This window comes from Paraburkholderia panacisoli, from assembly GCF_008369935.1.
In the GTDB taxonomy this organism is placed as follows: Bacteria; Pseudomonadota; Gammaproteobacteria; order Burkholderiales; family Burkholderiaceae; genus Paraburkholderia; species Paraburkholderia panacisoli.
In genome coordinates this window covers 1-20,723 of sequence record NZ_VTUZ01000011.1, presented here as the reverse complement: position 1 = coordinate 20,723, position 20,723 = coordinate 1, and the positions used below count along the sequence as shown (strand labels likewise).

Below are 20,723 nucleotides of genomic sequence, written 5' to 3'. Positions count from 1 at the left end.
CGGAGCGTCCGACGCCGCCGCAAGGTGGCGCGCAGGCACCTTTCCAAGGAGACAGGCTTTGCATTCCGAGCCGACACAATCGAACACCCCCGCCGCGCCGATGCAGTATCGGGCGGCCACGATCGGCGCTTCGTCGTTGCGCACGCGGCGGCAGGGCGACACGTGGTACCTGCAAGCGTGCGAAGCGCTCGGCGAGCATCCGCAGCGTATGACGCAGCGGCTCGAGAGCGGCGCGCAACACCATCCCGAGCGCTGGCTCGCCGCGCGTCGCGGCGGTGATGGTCAATGGATCGGCCTGAGCTATGCGAGCGCGTTGCAAAGCGCGCGCGCGATCGGCCAGGCATTGCTCGCGCGCGGGCTGTCCGCCGAACGGCCCGTCGCGATTCTGTCGGGCAACGATCTCGACCATCTGCAACTCGCGCTGGGTGCGATGTGGGCGGGCATTCCGTATGCGGCGATTTCTCCGGCCTATGCATTGGCCTCCGGCGATTACGGCAAGCTGCGCCATACGATCGACATGCTGACGCCGGGTCTGGTTTTCGCGAGCTGCTACGACACGTTCGCCAAGGCGATCGCCGCAGTCGTGCCAGCCGATGTCGAAATCGTCACCGCCACGTTGCCGCACGAGCCGCCAAGCGCGCGCCGCGTGACTGCGCTCAGCGAGTTGTTGCGCACCACGCCTACCACGGTCGACGCCGTTCACGCGGCGGTGAGCCCGGACGCGATCGCCAAGTTTCTGTTCACGTCCGGTTCGACCAGGCTGCCGAAGGCAGTGCCGACCACCCACCGCATGCTGTGCAGCAACCAGCAGATGCTGCTCGAAACGTTTCCTGGATTCGCGAAGGAGCCGCCGGTGCTGGTCGACTGGCTGCCCTGGAACCATACGTTCGGCGGCAGCCATAACGTGGGCATCGCGCTCTACAACGGCGGCACGCTGTATATCGACGACGGCAAGCCGGTCAACGGCAAGTTCGGCGAGACGCTGCGCAATCTGCGCGAAGTCGCTCCCACCATTTACTTCAACGTGCCGAAGGGCTGGGAAGAACTGACGCTCGCGCTGGAGCAGGACGCCCAGTTGCGCGAGACGTTTTTCTCGCGTGTGAAGGTGTATTTCTTCTCGGGTGCGGGACTGTCGCAAGCGGCGTGGGACCGGCTCGAACGCGTCACCGAAAAGTACTGCGGCGAGCGCATCCGCATCATGGCGGGACTCGGGATGACGGAGACCTCGCCGTCGTGCCTGTTCACCACTGGGCCGATCATGCGCGCGGGCTATGTAGGCCTGCCCGCGCATGGCTGCGAAGTCAAGCTCGCGCCGGTCGGCGACAAGCTCGAGGCGCGCTATCGCGGTCCGCACGTGATGCCGGGCTATTGGCGCGCGAACGCGGAGGAGCACGAGAACGCGTTCGATGAGGAAGGTTATTTTCGCAGCGGTGACGCACTGCGTTTCGTCGATGCGGCACGGCCCGAGTTGGGGCTGCTGTTCGACGGCCGCATCGCCGAAGATTTCAAGCTGAGTTCGGGCACCTTCGTGAGCGTCGGGCCGATGCGGGCCGGTGTGATTTCCGAAGGCGCGCCTTACGTGCAGGACGTGGTGGTCGCCGGGATGAATCGCGACGATGTCGGTCTGCTGGTGTTTCCACGGCTCGATGATTGCAGGCGGCTCGCATGCTTGCCCGCTTCGGCGAGCGCGCGCCAGGTGATCGATGCACCCGCCGTGCGCGCGCATTTCGCCGCGCTGCTCGACAGGCTCAATCGCAGCGCGACCGGCGGCGCGACCACCATCGCGCGCTTGCGGCTGATGGACGTCGCGCCCTCGCTCGACCTCGGCGAGATCACCGACAAGGGCTCCATCAATCAGCGCGCGGTGTTGACGCATCGGGCAACGCTCGTCGAAGCGATGTACGACGCGGCGCAGCGCGATCCCGCGGTAATCGTCGCGAGCGCGTGCGGCGCGACGTAACGCGCTTGGCTCGAACCTGATCCGGGTTCGAGCCCCGGCTTGAGCGCCAACAGGAACCTCTAGATGAACCTCGACCAACTCGTCGCAATCGACACCCACGTGCACGCGGAAGTCTCATGCTGCCAGCCGCCGGACCTGTTCGGCAAGGAGTTCGACGACGCCGCCGACAAGTACTTCGGCACCGTGCTGAAGCTCGGCCGGCGGCCGACGATTCCCGAAACCATCGAACATTATCGCGAGCGCAAGATCGGCTTCGTGATGTTCACCGTCGACTGCGAAGCGAACCTCGGGCGCCGGCGCATTCCGAACGAAGAGATCGCCGAATTCGCGCAGAACAACAGCGACATCATGATTGCCTTCGCGAGCATCGACCCGCACAAGGGCAAGATGGGCGTGCGCGAGGCGCGCAAGCTGATCGAGGAATACGGCGTGCGCGGCTTCAAGTTTCATCCGACGATGCAGGCGTTTTTCGCCAACGACCGTCTCGCTTATCCGCTGTACGAACTGATTGCGGAACACCGGCTCACCGTCGTCTTTCACAGCGGCCATTCCGGCATGGGCTCGGGCATGCGGGGCGGCGGCGGTTTGCGGCTGAAGTACTCGGAGCCGATCCATCTCGACGATGTCGCCGCGGATTTCCCCGATATGAACATCGTGATCGCGCATCCGTCGTGGCCATGGCAGGAACAGGCGTTATCGATTGCGCTGCATAAGCCCAATGTCTATATCGACCTGTCCGGCTGGTCGCCGAAGTATTTTTCGCCGGAGTTGATCCGCCACGCCAATACGCTGCTGAAGCGAAAAATGCTGTTCGGCTCCGACTTTCCGCTGATCCAGCCGCACCGCTGGCTGGAGGATTTCAAGCAGGTCGGCTTCAGGGAAGAGGTGCAGCCGCTGATTCTCAAGCAGAACGCAATCGGCCTGCTGGGGCTGGGCGAGGGACGCTGAACGCTACTGAGCGTCGCCGGGGGCGTAGAGCCCACCAGGCTGAAACACGGTCGATGCGCGGCCGGGCAGGGTCGCTGATGCATGGCAAGACGCTTCGCCGTATACAATTCGGCAGCGCCTGATATTTGCCTGCTTCTTCCCTATACCGACCCGCTTCCATCCATGCCGAATCCGACCCGGGCCTTCCTTCTCGGCCCGCTCCTGAAAGGCGTTTCACGCTCCTTTTATCTCACGCTGCGCGTGCTGCCCGCGGGCATGCGCGATCCGATCGGCCTCGCCTATCTGCTCGCGCGCGCAGCCGACACGATTGCCGACACCTCGCTGATCTCTCCCGAGCAACGGCTCGCGTTGCTGCTGTCGCTGCGCGATCAGGTGAACGGCGCAAGCGACGACGGCTCGCTGTTACGGCGCATGGCCCACGAAGTGGCGGGCCAGCAGATCCAGTCGGACGAGAAGGTGTTGCTCGAATCGTTGGGCCCCGCGCTCGACGTGCTCTCGCAACTGAGCGAAGCGGATCGCAAGGCCGTGCGCGGCATCGTATCGACGCTGACCGAGGGTATGGAGTTCGATCTGCGCACCTTCCCCGATGAACGGTCCGGCCAGATCGCGGCGCTGCGCGAATACGACGATCTCGACCGCTACACGTATCTGGTGGCGGGCTGCGTCGGCGAGTTCTGGACCACGATGACCTACGCGCACATGCCCGGCACGCTGAGGGAGCGGCCCGACACGATGGCGCGCCGGGGCGTGCGGTTCGGCAAGGCGCTGCAGATGACCAATGTGCTGCGCGATTGCGGCAAGGATTTGCGGATCGGCCGCTGCTATCTGCCGCAGAGCATGCTGGATCGGCATGGGTTGAGCGCGCAGGACCTGCTGCTGCCGGCCAACTCGCTGCGCGCGCGGCCGCTGCTGGTCGAGCTGTTGCGCAAGACGCTCGATCACTTCCGCGATGCTCTGGCGTACACGCTGGCGATTCCGGCATTTTCGGTGCGCTTGCGGCTCGCCTGTTTATGGCCGATTCTGATCGGCCTGGAAACGCTGCTGTTGCTGGTGGATAACGATGCGTGGCTCGATCCGCAGAAGGTTTCCAAGGTCCGGCGCAACACGGTGTACCGGATCATCGCGTCGTCGCTGCTGCTGGTGCCGTCGAACGCGCTGGTGCGTAATGCGATCGAAAAGCGGATCGGGCAGATCGAAGCGCGCCTCTGAACGTAGTGCTGTGTCGGGGTTTGCCATGCTTCACGAAGCCGGGTGAGGTGTGCTTTATCGTCGCGCCGGAAGTGCAACGCCTCTTGATTTAATGTGCATCATTGAATAGCGCTGAATCGGGAAAGCCCTAGGACCGTGCATCGCTTGATCGCGTTAGTCTCTTCCAAAAGGAGGCAAAGCATGAGACAAGCGTTCAATATTGCCGTGGTCCTGCTGCTCGGCTATCTGATGGCGGATAGGGCGTTGATGCGTGCGCAAGCCGGAGAGATAGGCACCATCACGTGCCACCAGGGCGCGCAACTGGTCAAATCGAACGCGTTGAAGAAAGGCTTTGGAGACGCCGGGGCCAGCAGCCAGGGGGAAAATTTCCTGTCGAGCTGTCTCGTAACCGGCCGTGGTCAAGTGGGCGATCTGATTGCGCGCGATTGATCGCGATCGCCGGGCCTGACAACTGAAACACGTGTCTAGCCGAACCCCAACGGCGCGCGGACAGCGCCGGGAAAAAGCGCCCAGACCGTGAAGGCCCGGGCGAAGTCATCGGGAGCCCGATGACGGAGGTGTCGAATACAGAACTGGCCCGCGATCGCAGTCATTCGGTCGCGGGCCAGTTCGTTTGAGTCAGGATGCGCGCCTCATGGACGCGCTGGGCGGCGGATCAGCGTAAGACATCGCGCCTGTGGGTCATGTCGCCGCGCAACTCGCTAGCAACGCACCACCGCTTGATGGCTGCTTACTGGCCGAAGTAGATCGACTTCGGACCCGTGACCGGAGCCGTATGGCCCGATTGCGACGAGCTGCTTACCGCACCGCCAAAGCCGCTTGCTGCCGATTGTGCAGTGCCGTTTTGCGCATCGACGCGAGCTTGTGCGGCCTGAATGTCAGCCGGGTAGTGCGGATCGGCGTGACCCGGTTGGTAGCCTGCCTTTTCCAGTTGAACCAGTTCGGCGCGCACCTGGGCGCGGGTCACGGGCTGGTTGGACTGCGCAAACGAAGCGACAGGAGCGGCCAGCACAGCGGCGATAACAACAGCTTGAATGAGCGATTTCATGATGAACTACCTCCAGTTCGGTTTTTGTCTTGCTGCGAACGTCCTCGTTCGTAGTCAGTGATTACATTGTAGTTTTGCGATCCGGAGAGAGTAATGGCCGATTCAGGTAAGGTTTGTTGCGAGTTTTGAGATAAAAGCGGGGAACTTCCCGGCACGGCGGCTTGTGCGCTGACGCGGCGCTTTGCTGAAGATGCCGCACTGTCCGCCTGCTAACCTCGCCGCGTCGGCGCGGCGGCGTCCTTTTGCGGCGTGCCCGCTGCGCCGTCCACGGCTTGCGACAACCGTGTGAACGCCTGACCCGTACGCGCATCCCGCTGGTTTTTCGCTTGATAGAAGTCCCGGCTGAGCCACTGTCCGACACTCATCAACACGGAACCCAACGCGCTCTTGAAGCGAACCCACGCGTTCTCCGCGCGGGCGAAATCGGCGGCTGCTTCGACGACTTCCGACGCCAATCGATCCAGCTCCGCATGCAGATAGTCGGCGAAATGGTGCAGCCCGTGCTGATTGCCGTTCGACGATTTCTTCTCCAACTCCACATGCTGCGCGATCAGCGATTGATTGGTCACGCGGATAAACGCCGGCGTATCGGTGCGGGCCTCGCCCGTGCAGCGAACCGCCAGACCGATGCTGGCCGCGGCCCGCGTGCGATTGCCGAGCGGCGGGAGCTGCCACTTGTCGCAGAGATACTTCAGCACGCTGCAGTGATCGAATTGCGCGTGACACACGCCGGCATCGCACCATGGCGAGACCAGAACGGCGGGTACGCGTACGCCGAGCTGGGTGAAGCTGAAGCTGCTGGTGTGCTCATCGGGTGCGACAGCGTTGGATGGCGGCACCACATGATCGTAAAAGCCGCCGTGCTCGTCGTAAAGGATCACTAACAATGTTCGCTCCCACAACGCCTGGTTCGAGCGCAGCGCATTGTAGGTATCCGCAATCAGCTTCTGCGCCTTCATGATGTTGTGTGGCGGATGGTCGTCGTTCTGCGCTTCGCCGAAGTACTTCGGCTCGATGAGCACGAACTGCGGGAAAGCGTCGGCGGGACCGGCTGCGTCGTGGAAGAACGTGTCGAACTTGTGATAGTTGGCGAGGTTCTCCGGCCGACGCTGATTCTTCAATAACAGCGAGGCCGGAAAATCGTAGAAGTAGATCTTCCACGTCTTGCGCGCGGCGTTCAGACGGTCGAAGATTGTGTCCTGGTCCTGGCCGGTGTACCACGCAGGATTCAGAGCATCGAGTCCCGAAGGCATGCCGATCTCTCCCTTCGACGTACCCGTGAGCGCGAAATAGCGGTTCGGCCACGTGGGGCCCGGCATCGGCGCAAACCACCGGTCGCACACGGTGAATTGCGAGCCCAGTGTGTGCAGCGCGGGAAGGTAACCGAGCGGGTAGTAACCCATGATGTCTTGCCGCTCGGCCTGACTGCTGTTCGGGTAGTCGTGCGTGAAGGAGCGCACGAAGCCGCTGTTGCCTCCCGCGATCTGATCCAGCACCGCGCGATGCCCATGATTCGGATCGAGTTGCATTTGCCGCTCACGCGTCTCGTGGACGAAGAACGTATGCCCTTTGCCGTCGTCGTTGGAATTGGACGCTGCGTTGCGCACGCCGTCCAGTCCTGCATGCACGGCGTCCAGACAGCCGAGCATTTGATCGAAGGAGTGGTTCTCCATCAGCAGCAGGACTACATGGTCGATCGGATCCTTCTGTGCGCCGTCGTGCACGTCACTCATCTTCGTCGCTCCAAGGGTGGACTGGATGGATTCCGTCTGCGTACCGCCGTGTTGGCCACGCCTCTTGAACTGGCGGGCGTTGCCAACGTAGCGCAAAACGCGCGGCGGCGAAAGAGCCTTGCTGCCGGACCTGCTAGCCTACAAAACCGCGAAGTAGGCGCCGGCAAGCTGCAGTCCCGCCGCCGCTGCTTCGCGTGAATGACGAACGGTGTGTCAACTGCCCGAGTAGATCGGCCCCTGTCCGCCCGGCGTGAACGGCTGGAGGACCTCATGCCCGGGATGGGCCGGCGCGGCTTGCGCACGCGCTGCCGACGGCGTCGCAGGTTCACGCAGAGTGAGCGCGGTATCCGCCGTAATCGGCACGCTGGGCTTGGCGAGCAGTTCGGTTTTGCGCATCGATCCAACCGAGGTGCCGAAGTAGTAGCCGATGATGCTGATCCACGCAGTGCCCAGCGCGCCGACGATCACGTTGACGAGATCCTTGTTGGCGCCCGGCAAAGGCTGGAACGCCATCAGCAGGAGAATGCCGAAGAACCCCGTCGTGACTGCCATCGCGAGTACCTTGGGGACCCAGTCGCGATTGGTGGTCCCCATGGCGCGCGCGTTGGCCACATCGTCCGCCTGGATGCGCGCCATATCGGTTTCATGCGCAAGCCTCGCCTGAGCCGCGGTGACGACCAGTTGCTGCAATTGCAGCGAGTTCGCACTCTCGGCCTGGCGGATTTTTTCGAGCGCACCGGGGTCGTTCAACGCCGGTTCGACGAAGGACGGATCGCTCGGCGTGCCGAGCGCATGCGAGATGATCGCCGCGGCAGCCGTCACGCCCAGTCCGACCGGACCGCCTACGAGCCCGGCGAGAAGCGGGGCGGTGGTGCCAATGTTCGACGCTACTTTTGACCAGTCCATCATGCTGCTCCAAGAAGAAGATTGGCGGCCATCCGTTCGGTCCAGCCACGGCTGAAGTTAGGCCACGTATGAAGGTTGCGGAGATACCGCAGGCGATAGGCGGCGAAGCGCATCACGAACTTCATCGGGTCAGCGCCTTTGACCGCATCCAGGGTGTCCGGGCCGAACTTGCCGTCTTCCTTCGCCCCTGACGCTTTTTGCATCCACAACACGATGAGGCCGCCGTTATAGTTCGCGTCGAAGATCTGGAAGGCCACGCGGGGGTCGAGTTCGTCGAGGTGCAAGGGGTCCCAGTACTTCTGCTTGGCAATCTGCTGAGCGGTCTCCAGCGGAAGATCCTTCATCGCGCCGGTGTAGCCGTGATTGCGTGCGACGCGCGCCGTCACGCCCCACATCGTCTCGCCACCAGGATCGGCCGGATTGAACGAATAACCACCTTCGTTTCCGATCAGAGCCTTGAATGCGTCTTCAAAGTTGTCCATCGACATCTCTCCTCTTCTGCTGTGAGTACGACAAAGACACGGGGTGCTTCTGCGGTTACGCTTCGGCATTGCGCGGTGCGTCAACTGACGCTTGCAACGAAAGTGCTGGGCGTGGATTCGAAACGGGTCGGGTTCGAGCGCCGGGCGTCGGCGTGTTCGGTGCGCCGCCGTCTTCTACGGTGTTGGCGAGTTGCGCTAGTTGGGTCTCGTGTGCGGACAAGCTGCCCGCGTCGCGTTTCAGCGCTTCTGCATAGTTACGCGAGGCGCGGCGCAGATCCCCTTTGTGATCGAGTGCGCGGCCCAATTCCGCGTAGGACGGCGCAAGATCGGGGCGCAGCCTGACGGCGCGGGAGAGCTTCTCGATCGCGTCGTCGTATCTGCCGACGCTGTTGAGCGCTTCGCCCCAGTCGTGCAGATTGTCGACGGAGTCCGGGTTCATTTTGTCAGCCTGCTTGAACGCGTCGAGTGCTTCGGCATTGCGATGCGCATGCAACAGCACGTCACCGAGAAGGCGCAGGTTTTCCGCTGTCTTCGATTTCTCGCTCGCGCCGGCACGCAATGCGTCGAGCGCATCGTCGAGTCGGTTTTGTTGTGCCAGCGCACGGCCGAGACTCGCGTGCAGAACCGCCGAATGTTGGTAGACGGTCAGCGCGTCGCGCGTTTGCCGTTCCGCCTCTTTCGCTTTCGACTCCCCCTGATCGGCGAGCAGCCACGCTTTGCCCGCGAGCGCCCATTCGCCTTGCTCGGACGCGGGCAGTGCGAGTACTTCGTCATAGATCGCGACGATCTCGTTGTAGTCGCAGTTCGCCAGCGAACACCTGGTTTTCCGGACCTCCGAATAAAGATGACTGGCGAGGATGTTCGGCTCGGCGAGCCGCATCGCCTTGACTGCGATCTCTTGCACGAACTTTTCCAGGTCGTGCCCTTCGAACGGAACGATGCTCTCGCGGGAGTTGAACGGGCCGCCTTCTATCTGCACATGGGCAATGTAAGTGTCCTTGCTGCCCTTTACTTCCGTGACGCCGACGTGAACGACCACGTCCGTGCGCTTGATGACCCCCTTGATGAAGCGGACCGTCGACGCATACGACATCTCCGGGCCCGGAATCTGAATGTCGGGTTGCGCGTCGGTGTCGGTCATCGTGTCGTGAGGGATGGACCCGGAGTCCTGAGCGATATCCCGCATCGACGACATGATCCGCTCTGCGAGAAAGCCCGGCGTGTAGCCGCGCTCGGTGAGCGTTTGCGGCGTTTCAACGGGCGGCACCAGCAATTGGCGGGTTAGCACGCCGCGCACGACGAGACAGATGGAGCCGATCGTCAGCAGCAGCAATAGCCACGACACGATGTACGGCCATATGTCCTTCGGCCCCCGACCGATGAGCCACGCGGCGCGCAACCCGAGCGGCAGGAATCCCGCGAAGCGTCGGCTGTTGTGACGCCGCGCGGCCCCGCCCGGACGGAACGACCGACTTCGCCAGTTCATTGGGCGGCGTTGACTGTGGGTACTCGACATGGCGCACCTCGTTGCAAGTGTTGTTGGTAACGACGCGACTTGGGTGGTCGCAGTTACGCATCGACCGTGCCATTAGGCGCCGGCCCTTGTGCGAGGGGCGTTCAGGGGGTAACGGGGAGGGGGAGAGCGGGGAAAAGTGTTGCGCGCCGGCCAACGCATGGCGGCCGGAAGTTGGCTGACAGGTGACACTGCGTGGAGCAAAGTGCCGTGAAGACAGCAACACGCGCGATCAGGAAGAGCGGCCTGGATTAGACGCCGCATTCGCTTCCTGATGTGAGAACGAAACAGGTGCTGCGTTATTCAAGCGACGGAGCAGTCTAAAAAAAATGCCGTTCAGTCCCGGACTGAACGGCATTGAACTACGAGGCCGGGAGCTGCACGGCCAGATACGGCTCACTTAAACCGCTTGAGGCCGCCACTTCAGCAGACGGTGCTCGATTGCGGTCAACAGATAGTCGGCGGCCAACGCGACCACGGCCAGCACGATCATCGCCGCGAACACGCCGCTCGCATTGAACGCGCCCTGCGCGGTGGAGATCAACAGGCCGATGCCTTGCTTCGAGCCGAGAAACTCGCCGACCACCGCACCGACCAGCGCAAAGCCGAAGCTCACGTGCAAGCTGGCGAGAATCCAGCTGAGCGCCGACGGAATCACCACCGACGTCGTCACCTGGCGGCGCGACGCGCCGAGAATCTGCGCATTCGCAATCATGTAGCGGTCCGCTTCACGCACGCCCTGGAACGCATTGGCGAACACGACGAAGAACACCATCACCACCGCCAGCGCCACCTTCGACGCCATGCCGAGACCGAGCGCAATCACGAACACCGAGCCGAGCACCACGCGCGGAATCGAGTTGGCGATCTTGATGTAGAGGCTGAACACATCGGACAGCAGTTTGTTGCGGCCGAGCACGATGCCGCAGAAAATGCCCGCCACCGAACCGATAATGAAGCCGAGTCCGGTTTCTTCGAGCGTGACCCACACCTGCGTAAGCAGCGGCCCCTGCGACGTGCCGTTCACCAACCAGTCGACGATCTGCTCGAAGATCGCGCTCGGCATCGAGAAGAAGAACGGGTCGATCCACTTGAGGCGCGCGGACAGTTCCCATCCGCCGAGCACGACCACCAGCACGAGGACGCGCAGCGTGATCACCAGCGCATGACGCTGCCGGATACGTTTTTGCGCGACGCGTTCCACCTGGGCGAGCGACGCGGCATCGATGCCTGACGGCATCATCTGTTGAGAGGTAGTAGACATGTTTGCCGTTCCTTGATTAACCGATCTGCACTTCTTCGCGCAGGTCGTGCCAGATGTCGCGCGAGATTTCGATGAAACGCGGGTCGTAGCGAACCTCCGACGTGACGCGCGGACGCGGCAGATCGATTTCGTACACCTTCTTCAGCGTCGCCGGGCGTGCGGTCAGCACGAACACGCGGTCGGCAAGCGCAATCGCTTCTTCAAGATCGTGCGTGACGAACACCACCGAGCCGACGCCCGCCCACAATTGCAGCAGCTCGTCCTGCATCAGCGTGCGCGTTTGCATGTCGAGCGCCGAGAAGGGCTCGTCCATCAACAGGATTTCCGGCTTGTTGATGAAGGTCTGCGCGAGCGCGACGCGCTTGCGCATGCCGCCGGACAGCTGATGCGGATAATGCTTGCCGAACTTGTCGAGTCCCACGCGGCGCAGCCATTCGTTGGCTTCGTCGTACGCGGCCGACTTCGAACGGCCGCGATACAGCGGACCGGCGGCCACGTTGTCGAGCACCGAGCGCCACGGGAACACGGCGTCCGCCTGGAAGACGAAGCCGATGCGCGGGTCGATGCCGTCCACCGGCGCGCCCATCACGCGCACTTCGCCGGTGGTGGGCTTCAGCAGTCCGGTGATCATGCTGAGCGTGGTGGACTTGCCGCAACCGGTCGGGCCGACCACCGCGACGAATTCGCCGCGCGCCACCGACATGCTGAAGTCGCGCAACGCGATCGTCGCCTTGCCGTCCGGAGAAATGAAACGGCACGACACGTTGCGCATCTCGATGGCTGGCGTATCGCGTGACATGGGTTGATTCATCAGCTGGTGCCTCTCGGTTCTCTTAATGTTGAAAGCGCGTTACTGCGCCGCGGTCTTGACCGGCGCCGACAGGTAGTCGTTGCTGTACGTCTTGGCGAGGTCGATGTGCTTGCCCTTCACCGAAGGATTGAATGCCGACAGCACCTTCAGCACCGTATCCGGGCCGTCGGCGGGCATCTTGCCGTCCTTCGTGAACATCGGCAGCGACGCTTTCAGCGCGCCCACGTACAGGTCCTTGTTGTTGCCGTAGTAGTCTTTCGGCATCTTCGCGGCGATCTCTTCCGCGCTATGCGTCGAGATGAAGTTCAGCGTGCGGGCGAACGCGTGCGAGAGCTTCGCGGCGTCGTCCTTGTGCGACTCGGCCCACGCGCGCTGCACGTAGAAGCTCGAAGCCGGATAAGTGCCGCCCAGCGCGGCGCGCGTGCCTTCCAGCGTGCGCATGTCGACCAGCACCTTGGCGTCGCCGGTCTTCAGCAGTTGCGAGACGGTCGGCTCGGTCGTCATGCCGGCGTCGATGCGGTTTTGCTTGATCGCCGCGATGAAGCTGTTGTCCGCGCCCACCGGCAGCAGCGTGTATTGCGTGGACGGCACGCTCGCACGCTGCGCGAGGTATTGCGTGAGGAAACTCGTCGAGGAGCCTAGCCCGGTCACGCCGAGGGTTTTGCCCTTCGAGTCGGCCATGCTCTTGAACGTGTCGGCCGCCTTGGTCGACACCATTTCCACTTCACCCGGCACCTGGCCGAAGATCACCAGCGCCTGAACTTCCTTGCCCTTGCTTTGCAGGTCGATCGTGTGATCGTAGAAGCCCACCACGCCTTGCACCGCGCCCGCGAGCAGTTCGTTTTCCGCGTCGACGCCGGCCGGCTGGGAGAGGATCTCGACATCGAGGCCTTCGTCCTTGAAGTAGCCGAGCTGTTCGGTCAGCTTGGCCGGCAGATAGATGATCTTGGTGGCGCCGCCGACCATGATCGTCAGCTTTTCGGCATGAGCGGCGGCCGAGGCGGCGGCAAGGGTGAACGCAACACCTGACACAGCGGCAATCTGGCGCAAGGTACGCATGAAGCAGTCTCCTTAGGTTTGGTCGCCGCGTGTAGGGCGCGCGGCGCTTTCTGGATGAATGACGGCGATTATAAAAATTGGAAACCTTCTGCTAGCTTTCGGGGGCACGGGCAAATCATGGGTGTTAACCCGAGACTCCGTGGAAATCCCCGCTGCACGCGCGAGCGTATGCCGCAAACCACACGGGAAGCGCGCAAACCCTTTGTTTTGCGGCACAATCGACGGCCTGACTCTTGCCGTGCCCGCCATGAAGCTGCTGCTCATCGAAGACAACCCCACGCTGTCCCACTGGCTCGCGAAGATGCTGGAGCAGGAGGCGTTCGCACTCGACGCGGTGCAGGACGGCGACGCGGCCGATCAACTGCTGCGCACCAATCACTACGACGTGATCCTGCTCGACCTGAATCTGCCGAAGCTGTCGGGCAAGAACGTGCTGCGCCGGTTGCGCCAGCGCGGCGACGCGACGCCGGTGCTGATTCTGACCGCGAGCGGCTCGATCGACGAAAAGGTGGAACTGCTCGGCGCCGGCGCGGACGACTACCTCGTCAAGCCATTCGAAGTGCGCGAGCTGGTCGCGCGGATCAAGGTGGCTATTCGCCGTCAGTCGCCGTCGAAGGCGAGTGAAGTGGTGTGCGGCGATCTTGCGTTCGACATCGACACGCGCCAGTTCACGCTGAAGGGCGCGCCGCTGAACGTCACGCCGCGCGAGCGCTCGGTGCTCGAAGCGCTGATCCTGCGGCTCGGCAAGACGGTGACGAAGCCGGCGCTGGTCGACGCGATCTTCACGCTCGCTGACGAGCCGAGCGAGGACGCGGTCGAGATCTACATTTCACGTTTGCGCAAAAAGCTCGACGGCAGCTCGGCGGCGATCGTCACGCTGCGCGGGCTGGGCTATCTGCTGCGCAAGAAAGACGATGACCAATAGCTTGCGGATGCGCCTGTTGTGGTGGCTGCTGGTGCCGCTCGCGTTGTATGTGTTCGTCACCGGCAAGGCCGAATACGACAACGTGCGGCGCACGGCGGATCTGGTGCAGGACAATCAGCTGATCTCGTCGGCGCGGATGATCGCGGGCGAAGTGGAGTGGGTGGACGGCTTTTTGCGCGTCGATGTGCCGCCCGCCGCGCTCGAAGTATTCGTGTCGCCCTATCGCGATCAGGTGTTCTACAGCGTGCGCGTCGACGATGGGCGGCTGCTCGCGGGCACGCCGGATTTCCCGGCGCGTGCGCCGCAAGCTGCCGACACGCCCGACCACTACGACACCCAGCTGCACGGTCAGCGGGTGCGCGCGGCCGGCATCGTGCGGTTGATGTACGACAACGGCGCGACGCGCCGCGTGCGCATCACGGTCGGCAAAACCATGCGTTCACGCGACGCGATGGCCCGGCAATTGTGGCAGCCGCAACTCGTCAGGCAGATCACGATGATCGTGCTGGCGGTGGCGCTGGTGTGCATCGGACTCACGTTCGAATTGCGGCCGCTGATGAAAGTGAAAGAGGAGGTCGCCGACCGCGATCCGATGCAGCTCGAGCCGATTCGCGTGGAACGTCTGCACACCGAGTTGCGGCCGATCGTCGAAGCGATCAATCAGTGCATCGCGCGGCTCGGCGTGCAGGTGGCCGCGCAACGGCGCTTCATCGCCGATGCCGCGCATCAGTTGCGCACGCCGCTCACGCTGCTCGGCACGCAGTTGCAGTTCGCGCGTCAGCAGGACGGCATCAATCCCGCGCTCGACGAAGCCCTTGCGGCGATGCATCGGAGCAATCGTTCGATGGTGGGGCTCACCAACAAGCTGCTGTTGCTGGCGCAAGCCGAGGCCGCGGACAACACGCAGCTCGCGGCCGAAATCGTCGACCTGGTGCCGCTCGCGATGGAAGTCGTGGAAGACTTCGCACTGCTCGCGCAGGCTCGCAATATCGACCTGGGCGCCGAATTGACCGGCGCCGCACGGGTGGCCGGACATCGCGGCCTGCTTCAGGCGCTGATCGCCAACCTCGCGGAGAACGCGATTCGCTACACGGGTAGCGGCGGCCACGTCACGGTCGCCGTGCATGCCAGCGCCGATAAAGTCACCGTGAGCGTGCTCGACGACGGCCCGGGCATTCCAGCCGAGTCGCGCAGCCGCGTGTTCGAACCGTTCTTCCGGGCGTCGGCGGATACCGAAGGGACCGGCCTGGGCCTTGCGATCGTGCGTGAAATAGCGGACACGCATCACGGCGAGATCACGCTCAAGCCGGGCGCGGGCGGCAAGGGCGTGGATATCAGCGTGGCGTTTCCGCGCGCTTTTGACGAGCGGGCCGCGGTGATGTGAGGGCCACCCGACTCACTCCTTCAGCCCGATTCACTCCCCATCGTCGCTCGCGCGCCCTTTCGCTTTTTTCCCCGCGCTACCCGAAGACGCTTCCGCCTCCAGCCCCTCGACCATTTCCCGCGCCGCAGTCTGAAGCTCCGGCACGAACCGCCGTTTGGCTTCCGCAAGCGTGACCGCGCGCGACAGAAACACCACGTTCAAACTCGCCAGCACGCGCTGCTCATACACGATCGCCACGGCCACCGCACCGATCTTGCTCTGCGCGGCCCAGTCGCCGTGATTGGAGCCGAAGCCGTCCGCCCGGACGCGCCGCACGATACTGCGGACGAGCGCGTCGTTCGACGCGAGCGCCTTCTGTTCTTCGCCGCCCGCGCCCGAGCGCAGCAGATCGAGAATGTCCTCGCGTTCGCCGTCGGAACACATCGCGAAGTACGCGCGTCCCGCGGCGGTGAGCAGAATCGGCAGGCGGCGGCCGACCATCGAACGATGAAACGACAACGTGCTGAAGCGATGCGTCGTCTCGCGGATGATCATCGCGTCGCCGTCCGGTGTGGTCAGATCCGAAGGCCATGCAACGCGCTGCAGCAGCCGTCCCATGATCGGCGGCGCGATCGTCGCGATTCGTTCGTCATCCGTAAAGCCTTCGCTCAACGCACGCACCTTGAGCGTCAGTCGAAAGCTGTCGTCCGACGCGCTGCGCCGCACGAAACCTTCCTCCATCAGCGTTTCGAGCAGCCGTCTGGCGGTGGTTCGATGCAGCCCCGTCAGTTCGCTGATCTGCTGGCTCGTGGCACGCCCGCTGTCCATCGAATTGAGCGCCTGCAACACCTCCAGTCCACGCGACAAACCTCTGACACTGGCGTATTTGGTCACCAGAAAATCCCTTTTAAATCAGTTATGTGCATTCTATGCACATTTTTCACAATTTGTTGAGCGAGCAGGGTGGCGGTCCTAGACTGCGAACAAATCAAACGATTCATGGAGACGCAAGCCATTGTCCGTGTGCGAGTTCTTCGCCGCGGCCGTAAGCGGTTCCCGCTTGCCGCGCTCCCTGATCATTTCGACCCAGTTCGTTATCTGAAGCGACGGCGGCTTGCGCCGCGCGCGAGAAAGGAGACAGCATGCCCCCCTCCGTTGATCCGGTGGCCGCCCAAGGTCACAGCGGGACCGTATCCGCCGATGTGGCGATTATCGGCGCCGGCCCGGTTGGTTTGATGATCGCCAACTATCTCGGCTTGCAGGGCGTGCGCGTCGTGCTGGTGGAGAAACTCGAACAGATTATCGACTATCCGCGCGCCATCGGTCTCGACGACGAAGCATTGCGCGTGTTCCAGTCGGTCGGCCTCGTCGACGCGCTGTTGCCCCACACCACCCCCGATCACTGGATGCGTTTCGTCACGCACACCGGCCATTGCTTCGCGTCGATCGAACCGCGCACCGACGAATTCGGCTGGTCGCGCCGCAACGCGTTCATTCAACCGCTCGCCGACCGCGTGCTGTACGAAGGTCTGCGCCGCTTCCCGCATGTCGAGGTGTTGTTCGGCAACAGTGTCAGCGCATTCACGCAGGACCGGACGGGCGTCACGATCGAAACGCAGGACCACAAAGGCGGCTGCCGCACGATTCGCGCGTCGTACATGGTCGGCGCCGACGGCGGCAACAGCTTCGTGCGGCGCATGCTCGACGTGCCGTTCGAAGGACGCACGAAACCGAATCAATGGATCGTCGTCGATGTGCGCAACGATCCGATCGGCTCGCCGCACGTGTACATGCATTGCGATCCGAAGCGGCCGTATGTGTCGGCTGCGCTGCCGCACGGCATCCGCCGCTTCGAATTCATGGTGATGCCGGGCGAGACCGAAGAGGAGTTGTCGAAGCCGGAGAACCTGGCGGCGCTGATCCGCAAGGTCGTCGCCGATCCGGAGAAGGTCGACTACATCCGCAAGCGCGTCTATACGCACAATGCGCGGCTTGCCAGCAGCTTCCGCGTGGAGCGCGTGCTGCTGGCCGGCGACGCCGCGCACATCATGCCGGTGTGGCAGGGTCAGGGTTACAACAGCGGCATTCGCGACGCGAGCAACCTCGGCTGGAAGCTGGCGATGGTGGTCAAGGGTCTCGCCGGCGACGCGCTGCTCGATACGTACACCGCGGAGCGCCGCGCGCACGCCCGCTCGATGATTCACCTCTCCGAAGTGGCCGGCGACATCTTCGCGCCGACGAGCCGCTTCGGCATCAAATTCCGTGACGCGTTCGTGCGCACGTTCAATCTGCTTCCGGCGGTCAAGCGTTACTTCGTCGAAATGCGCTTCAAGCCGATGCCGCGCTACGAAACCGGCGTGGTGCTGCTCGCGCGCAGCGAGCGCAAGCATGGCTGGCTCGCGCGCCTGCTCGAACGCTCGGGTCATTCGGCGCCGGGACGCCTGCTCGGCTTGATGAGCGAGAAGCGCGAGTCGCGCCTCGGCCGTCTCGTGTATGGCCGCGATCCGCACTGCCATTCGCCGGTGGGCCGCATGTTCATTCAGCCGCGCGTGCGCACGGTGAAGGGCGAAGTATTGCGTCTCGACGATGTGCTCGGCAACCGCTTTGCGATCCTCGGCTGGGGCTCCGATCCGACCTTCGGCCTGTCGCCGGCGGCACGTGAAATCTGGCAGCGGCTGGGCGGCTGTTTCGTGATCGCGAAACCGGATACGCAGCTCTCTTTCCATGACGACGTGCCTGCCGACGTGATCGCCGTCGGCGACGTGAACGGCCGCATGAAGGACTGGTTCTCGCGAGTGCCGGAATCCGTCGTGCTGCTGCGGCCCGATCGCTTCGTCGCGGGCATGTGCACGCCTCAGCAGGTCTCTTCGCAGATCACCGAACTGGCCGCGAAGCTGAATCTCAACACGGCGGTCCGGCAGGACGTCGCCGCCAATATCAACGAACCGGTCGCGGCGCGCGACCGCGTCGCGGCCGTCGCCGCCGTTGCAACAGGAGCCTGATATGCCGATGCTACTTGAATGCCTGTCGCACACGCCGCTCGCCGGCTATTACGACCCGGCACCGGAAGTCGTCGCGGAAGTCGAGCGGCTGCACGCAGCGGCGCGCGCTCGCGTCGCCGAGTTCGATCCCGAACTGGTGGTGGTGTTCGCGCCGGACCACTACAACGGCTTCTTCTACGACGTGATGCCGCCGTTCTGCATCGGCGCGTCGGCCAGCGCGATCGGCGACTTCAAGAGCCTGGCCGGCCCGCTCGACGTGCCCGCCGACACCGCGCTCGCACTCGCCGAAGCCGTGCTGGCGAGCGACGTCGACGTGGCGGTGTCATATCGCATGCAGGTCGATCACGGTTGTGCGCAGGCGCTGGAGCTTCTCACGGGCAGCCTCGACCGTTATCCGGTCGTTCCCGTGTTCATCAACTCGGTCGCGCCGCCGATGGCCTCGTGCCGCCGTGCGCGCCTGCTCGGCGACGCTCTGGGCCGTGCGCTCGCGCGTCTGAACAAACGTGTGCTGGTGATCGGTTCGGGCGGCATCTCGCACGAGCCGCCCGTGCCGGAACTGGCCGGCGCGAGCGAAGAGGTCGCGGAGCGGCTGATTGCCGGCCGCAATCCCTCCGCCGAATCGCGGGCGGCGCGCCAGGCGCGCACGGTCGCGGCGGCGCGCGCATTCGCCGCGGGCGACAGCCATCTGCATGCGCTCAATCCCGAGTGGGACCGAGCGTTCCTGAAGCTGCTCGAAGACGGCGAGCTGACGGCGCTCGACGGCCTGACCGATAACGCGATCACGCGCGCCGCCGGCAAGTCCGCTCACGAGATTCGCACGTGGGTCGCGGCGTTCGGCGCGTTGAACGCATGCGGGCCGTATCAGGCGACGCTCGACTACTACCGGCCGATCCCCGAGTGGATTGCGGGCTTCGGCGCCATGCACGCGCGTCCCCTCGCCGCCAACGCCTAACCGAACAAGGAAATCGCTATGAACACTCTCAACCATGCCGAAGCGCTGGCCCTGCAACTGCGCGAATCCGAACGCACGCGTCGGACCATCGCGCCGTTGCGCGACGACGCGCGCTTCTCCGAATTGAACGACGCCGCCGATGCCGCCCAGCTCGCCTACGCGGTGCAACAGGTCAACGTGGCGGCGCGCGTCGCGGCGGGCGAGCGCATCGTCGGCCGCAAGATCGGGCTGACCTCGCCGGCGGTGCAGCGCCAGCTCGGCGTCGATCAACCGGACTTCGGCGCGCTGTTCGCGTCGATGGCCTACGGCGACAACCAGCCGATTCCGCTCGGCGAACTGATTCAGCCGAAGGTCGAAGCCGAGATCGCGCTGGTGCTGGAACACGACCTCACGCACGAGCGCCACACCTACGCCGATCTGATCCGCGCGACAGCCTACGCGGTCGCGGCGATCGAAGTGGTGGACAGCCGCATCGAAGGCTGGAATATCCGCTTCGTCGATACGGTGGCCGACAACGCGTCGAGCGCGCGCTTCGTGCTCGGCAGCCGTCCGGTGTTGCTGCGCGACGCGGATCTCGCGGCCTGCGCGATGACGCTTTCGAACGACACCGAAGTGCTGTCGCGCGGCAACGGCTCGGCGTGTCTCGGCAATCCGCTGAACGCCGCCGTATGGCTCGCGGACCGCATGGTTCAACTCGGCACGCCGTTGCGCGCCGGTGATGTCCTGATGACCGGCGCACTCGGTCCGATGGTCACGGTGACGCAACCCGGCACCTTCAGCGCGCAGATCGACGGTCTCGGCAGCGTCCGCGCGACTTTTTCCGCATAAGCATGCACTCGATTGAGGACTGAAATGGCAAGCGAAAAACTCAAGGCCGCGATCATCGGCTCGGGCAACATCGGCACCGATCTGATGATCAAGATCCTGCGTCACGGCAAGCATCTGGAAGTGGCGGCGATGGTCGGCATCGACGCGGCCTCCGACGGCCTCGCGCGCGCCGCGCGCCTCGGCGTGGCGACCACGCACGAAGGCGTCGAAGGGCTGACGCGTCTGCCGGTGTTCGACGAGATCGACTTCGTGTTCGACGCCACCTCGGCCGGCGCGCACGTTAGGAACGACGCGTTCCTGCGCGCACTGAAGCCGGGCATCCGCCTGATCGACCTGACGCCCGCGGCGATCGGTCCGTACTGCGTACCGGTCGTCAATCTCGACGACCAGCTCGACGCGCTCAACGTGAACATGGTCACGTGCGGCGGCCAGGCGACGATTCCGATGGTGGCGGCCGTGTCGCGCGTGGCGAAGGTGCATTACGCGGAGATCGTCGCGGCGATCAGCAGCAAGTCGGCGGGTCCGGGCACGCGCGCGAACATCGACGAATTCACCGAGACCACCTCGAAGGCGATTGAAGTGGTGGGCGGCGCGGCCAAGGGCAAGGCGATCATCGTGCTCAATCCGGCCGAGCCGCCGGTGATGATGCGCGACACCGTCTACGTGCTGTCGGAAGCCGCCGACCGGGCGCAGGTGGAAGCGTCGATCGAAGCGATGGCC

19 protein-coding genes are annotated in these 20,723 nt (G+C 63.9%); 10 read left to right on the top strand and 9 right to left on the bottom strand.

Annotation, left to right across the window (positions count from 1 at the left end; genetic code table 11):
* The first annotated feature begins 58 nt into the window (after nucleotides 1–58).
* The 4 genes from FVF58_RS17785 to FVF58_RS17770 all read left to right on the top strand — a co-directional run bounded on the left by FVF58_RS17785 (nucleotide 59) and on the right by FVF58_RS17770 (nucleotide 4,546).
* Nucleotides 59–1,960, top strand: a complete 1,902-nt coding sequence (locus tag FVF58_RS17785) for a feruloyl-CoA synthase (protein ID WP_246217100.1) — start codon at nucleotides 59–61, stop codon at nucleotides 1,958–1,960.
* Between the two features lie 63 nt (nucleotides 1,961–2,023).
* A complete protein-coding gene (locus FVF58_RS17780) occupies nucleotides 2,024–2,908 on the top strand; it encodes an amidohydrolase family protein (RefSeq protein WP_149671193.1) in 885 nt (294 codons plus the stop codon).
* 162 nt (nucleotides 2,909–3,070) lie between these two features.
* Entirely contained in the window at nucleotides 3,071–4,117 is a 1,047-nt protein-coding gene (locus FVF58_RS17775) for a phytoene/squalene synthase family protein (RefSeq protein WP_149671192.1), read from the top strand.
* A 180-nt stretch (nucleotides 4,118–4,297) separates the two neighbouring features.
* The gene (locus FVF58_RS17770) at nucleotides 4,298–4,546 is read left to right on the top strand and encodes a hypothetical protein (protein ID WP_149671191.1); all 249 of its coding nucleotides are present in this window, start codon (nucleotides 4,298–4,300) and stop codon (nucleotides 4,544–4,546) included.
* Nucleotides 4,547–4,847: 301 nt separating this feature from the next.
* On the opposite strand, the gene FVF58_RS17765 is transcribed toward FVF58_RS17770, so the two are convergent.
* The 8 genes from FVF58_RS17765 to FVF58_RS17730 form a co-directional block, all read right to left on the bottom strand.
* Nucleotides 4,848–5,165 (bottom strand): DUF4148 domain-containing protein, encoded by a 318-nt coding sequence (locus FVF58_RS17765; protein WP_149671190.1) that lies wholly within the window; start codon nucleotides 5,163–5,165, stop codon nucleotides 4,848–4,850.
* 209 nt (nucleotides 5,166–5,374) lie between these two features.
* Entirely contained in the window at nucleotides 5,375–6,898 is a 1,524-nt protein-coding gene (locus FVF58_RS17760) for an alkaline phosphatase family protein (protein WP_149671189.1), read from the bottom strand.
* Nucleotides 6,899–7,111: 213 nt separating this feature from the next.
* Nucleotides 7,112–7,804 carry a hypothetical protein gene (locus tag FVF58_RS17755; RefSeq protein WP_149671188.1) on the bottom strand — a complete coding sequence of 231 codons (693 nt, stop codon included), beginning with the start codon at nucleotides 7,802–7,804 and terminating at the stop codon, nucleotides 7,112–7,114.
* Complete coding sequence (locus tag FVF58_RS17750) at nucleotides 7,804–8,286, bottom strand: glycoside hydrolase family 108 protein (RefSeq protein ID WP_149671187.1); 483 nt, start codon at nucleotides 8,284–8,286, stop codon at nucleotides 7,804–7,806. The genes FVF58_RS17755 and FVF58_RS17750 overlap by 1 nt, the downstream gene beginning before the upstream one ends.
* Before the next feature lie 55 nt (nucleotides 8,287–8,341).
* A complete protein-coding gene (locus FVF58_RS17745; protein ID WP_149671186.1) occupies nucleotides 8,342–9,802 on the bottom strand; it encodes a tetratricopeptide repeat protein in 1,461 nt (486 codons plus the stop codon).
* Between the two features lie 397 nt (nucleotides 9,803–10,199).
* Nucleotides 10,200–11,063 carry an ABC transporter permease gene (locus FVF58_RS17740; RefSeq protein WP_149671185.1) on the bottom strand — a complete coding sequence of 288 codons (864 nt, stop codon included), beginning with the start codon at nucleotides 11,061–11,063 and terminating at the stop codon, nucleotides 10,200–10,202.
* A 16-nt stretch (nucleotides 11,064–11,079) separates the two neighbouring features.
* Complete coding sequence (locus tag FVF58_RS17735; RefSeq protein ID WP_064265228.1) at nucleotides 11,080–11,874, bottom strand: ABC transporter ATP-binding protein; 795 nt, start codon at nucleotides 11,872–11,874, stop codon at nucleotides 11,080–11,082.
* Nucleotides 11,875–11,913: 39 nt separating this feature from the next.
* Nucleotides 11,914–12,933 carry an ABC transporter substrate-binding protein gene (locus FVF58_RS17730; RefSeq protein ID WP_149671184.1) on the bottom strand — a complete coding sequence of 340 codons (1,020 nt, stop codon included), beginning with the start codon at nucleotides 12,931–12,933 and terminating at the stop codon, nucleotides 11,914–11,916.
* 247 nt (nucleotides 12,934–13,180) lie between these two features.
* Between FVF58_RS17730 and FVF58_RS17725 the strand changes: the two genes are divergently transcribed.
* Together FVF58_RS17725 and FVF58_RS17720 are read left to right on the top strand one after the other, a co-directional pair.
* Nucleotides 13,181–13,858: a response regulator gene (locus FVF58_RS17725; protein ID WP_149671183.1), complete on the top strand. Its 678-nt coding sequence runs from the start codon at nucleotides 13,181–13,183 to the stop codon at nucleotides 13,856–13,858.
* A complete protein-coding gene (locus FVF58_RS17720; RefSeq protein WP_149671182.1) occupies nucleotides 13,848–15,242 on the top strand; it encodes a sensor histidine kinase in 1,395 nt (464 codons plus the stop codon). Before FVF58_RS17725 ends, FVF58_RS17720 begins: the two co-directional genes overlap by 11 nt.
* A 30-nt stretch (nucleotides 15,243–15,272) precedes the next feature.
* On the opposite strand, the gene FVF58_RS17715 is transcribed toward FVF58_RS17720, so the two are convergent.
* The gene (locus FVF58_RS17715) at nucleotides 15,273–16,115 is read right to left on the bottom strand and encodes a DNA-binding transcriptional regulator (protein ID WP_149671181.1); all 843 of its coding nucleotides are present in this window, start codon (nucleotides 16,113–16,115) and stop codon (nucleotides 15,273–15,275) included.
* A gap of 248 nt (nucleotides 16,116–16,363) precedes the next feature.
* Between FVF58_RS17715 and FVF58_RS17710 the strand changes: the two genes are divergently transcribed.
* From FVF58_RS17710 to FVF58_RS17695, 4 genes are all read left to right on the top strand, one after another.
* Nucleotides 16,364–18,223, top strand: coding sequence for a bifunctional 3-(3-hydroxy-phenyl)propionate/3-hydroxycinnamic acid hydroxylase (locus FVF58_RS17710; protein WP_149671180.1), 1,860 nt, complete (start codon nucleotides 16,364–16,366; stop codon nucleotides 18,221–18,223).
* A gap of 1 nt (nucleotide 18,224) precedes the next feature.
* Nucleotides 18,225–19,175 carry a 3-carboxyethylcatechol 2,3-dioxygenase gene (locus FVF58_RS17705; RefSeq protein WP_149671179.1) on the top strand — a complete coding sequence of 317 codons (951 nt, stop codon included), beginning with the start codon at nucleotides 18,225–18,227 and terminating at the stop codon, nucleotides 19,173–19,175.
* An 18-nt stretch (nucleotides 19,176–19,193) separates the two neighbouring features.
* The gene (locus FVF58_RS17700) at nucleotides 19,194–20,003 is read left to right on the top strand and encodes a fumarylacetoacetate hydrolase family protein (protein WP_149671178.1); all 810 of its coding nucleotides are present in this window, start codon (nucleotides 19,194–19,196) and stop codon (nucleotides 20,001–20,003) included.
* Nucleotides 20,004–20,027: 24 nt separating this feature from the next.
* A partial coding sequence (locus FVF58_RS17695; protein ID WP_149671177.1) for an acetaldehyde dehydrogenase (acetylating) occupies nucleotides 20,028–20,723 on the top strand: 696 nt, incomplete at its 3' end.

Coding starts and splice junctions, on each gene's coding strand:
- FVF58_RS17775 (WP_149671192.1), top strand. CDS start 3,071: ATGCCGAATCCGACCCGGGCCTTCCTTCTCGGCCCGCTCCTGAAAGGC.
- FVF58_RS17700 (WP_149671178.1), top strand. CDS start 19,194: ATGAACACTCTCAACCATGCCGAAGCGCTGGCCCTGCAACTGCGCGAA.
- FVF58_RS17765 (WP_149671190.1), bottom strand. CDS start 5,165: ATGAAATCGCTCATTCAAGCTGTTGTTATCGCCGCTGTGCTGGCCGCT.
- FVF58_RS17735 (WP_064265228.1), bottom strand. CDS start 11,874: ATGAATCAACCCATGTCACGCGATACGCCAGCCATCGAGATGCGCAAC.
- FVF58_RS17740 (WP_149671185.1), bottom strand. CDS start 11,063: ATGTCTACTACCTCTCAACAGATGATGCCGTCAGGCATCGATGCCGCG.
- FVF58_RS17745 (WP_149671186.1), bottom strand. CDS start 9,802: ATGTCGAGTACCCACAGTCAACGCCGCCCAATGAACTGGCGAAGTCGG.
- FVF58_RS17750 (WP_149671187.1), bottom strand. CDS start 8,286: ATGGACAACTTTGAAGACGCATTCAAGGCTCTGATCGGAAACGAAGGT.
- FVF58_RS17755 (WP_149671188.1), bottom strand. CDS start 7,804: ATGGACTGGTCAAAAGTAGCGTCGAACATTGGCACCACCGCCCCGCTT.
- FVF58_RS17705 (WP_149671179.1), top strand. CDS start 18,225: ATGCCGATGCTACTTGAATGCCTGTCGCACACGCCGCTCGCCGGCTAT.
- FVF58_RS17725 (WP_149671183.1), top strand. CDS start 13,181: ATGAAGCTGCTGCTCATCGAAGACAACCCCACGCTGTCCCACTGGCTC.
- FVF58_RS17720 (WP_149671182.1), top strand. CDS start 13,848: ATGACCAATAGCTTGCGGATGCGCCTGTTGTGGTGGCTGCTGGTGCCG.
- FVF58_RS17760 (WP_149671189.1), bottom strand. CDS start 6,898: ATGAGTGACGTGCACGACGGCGCACAGAAGGATCCGATCGACCATGTA.
- FVF58_RS17780 (WP_149671193.1), top strand. CDS start 2,024: ATGAACCTCGACCAACTCGTCGCAATCGACACCCACGTGCACGCGGAA.
- FVF58_RS17730 (WP_149671184.1), bottom strand. CDS start 12,933: ATGCGTACCTTGCGCCAGATTGCCGCTGTGTCAGGTGTTGCGTTCACC.
- FVF58_RS17710 (WP_149671180.1), top strand. CDS start 16,364: ATGCCCCCCTCCGTTGATCCGGTGGCCGCCCAAGGTCACAGCGGGACC.
- FVF58_RS17770 (WP_149671191.1), top strand. CDS start 4,298: ATGAGACAAGCGTTCAATATTGCCGTGGTCCTGCTGCTCGGCTATCTG.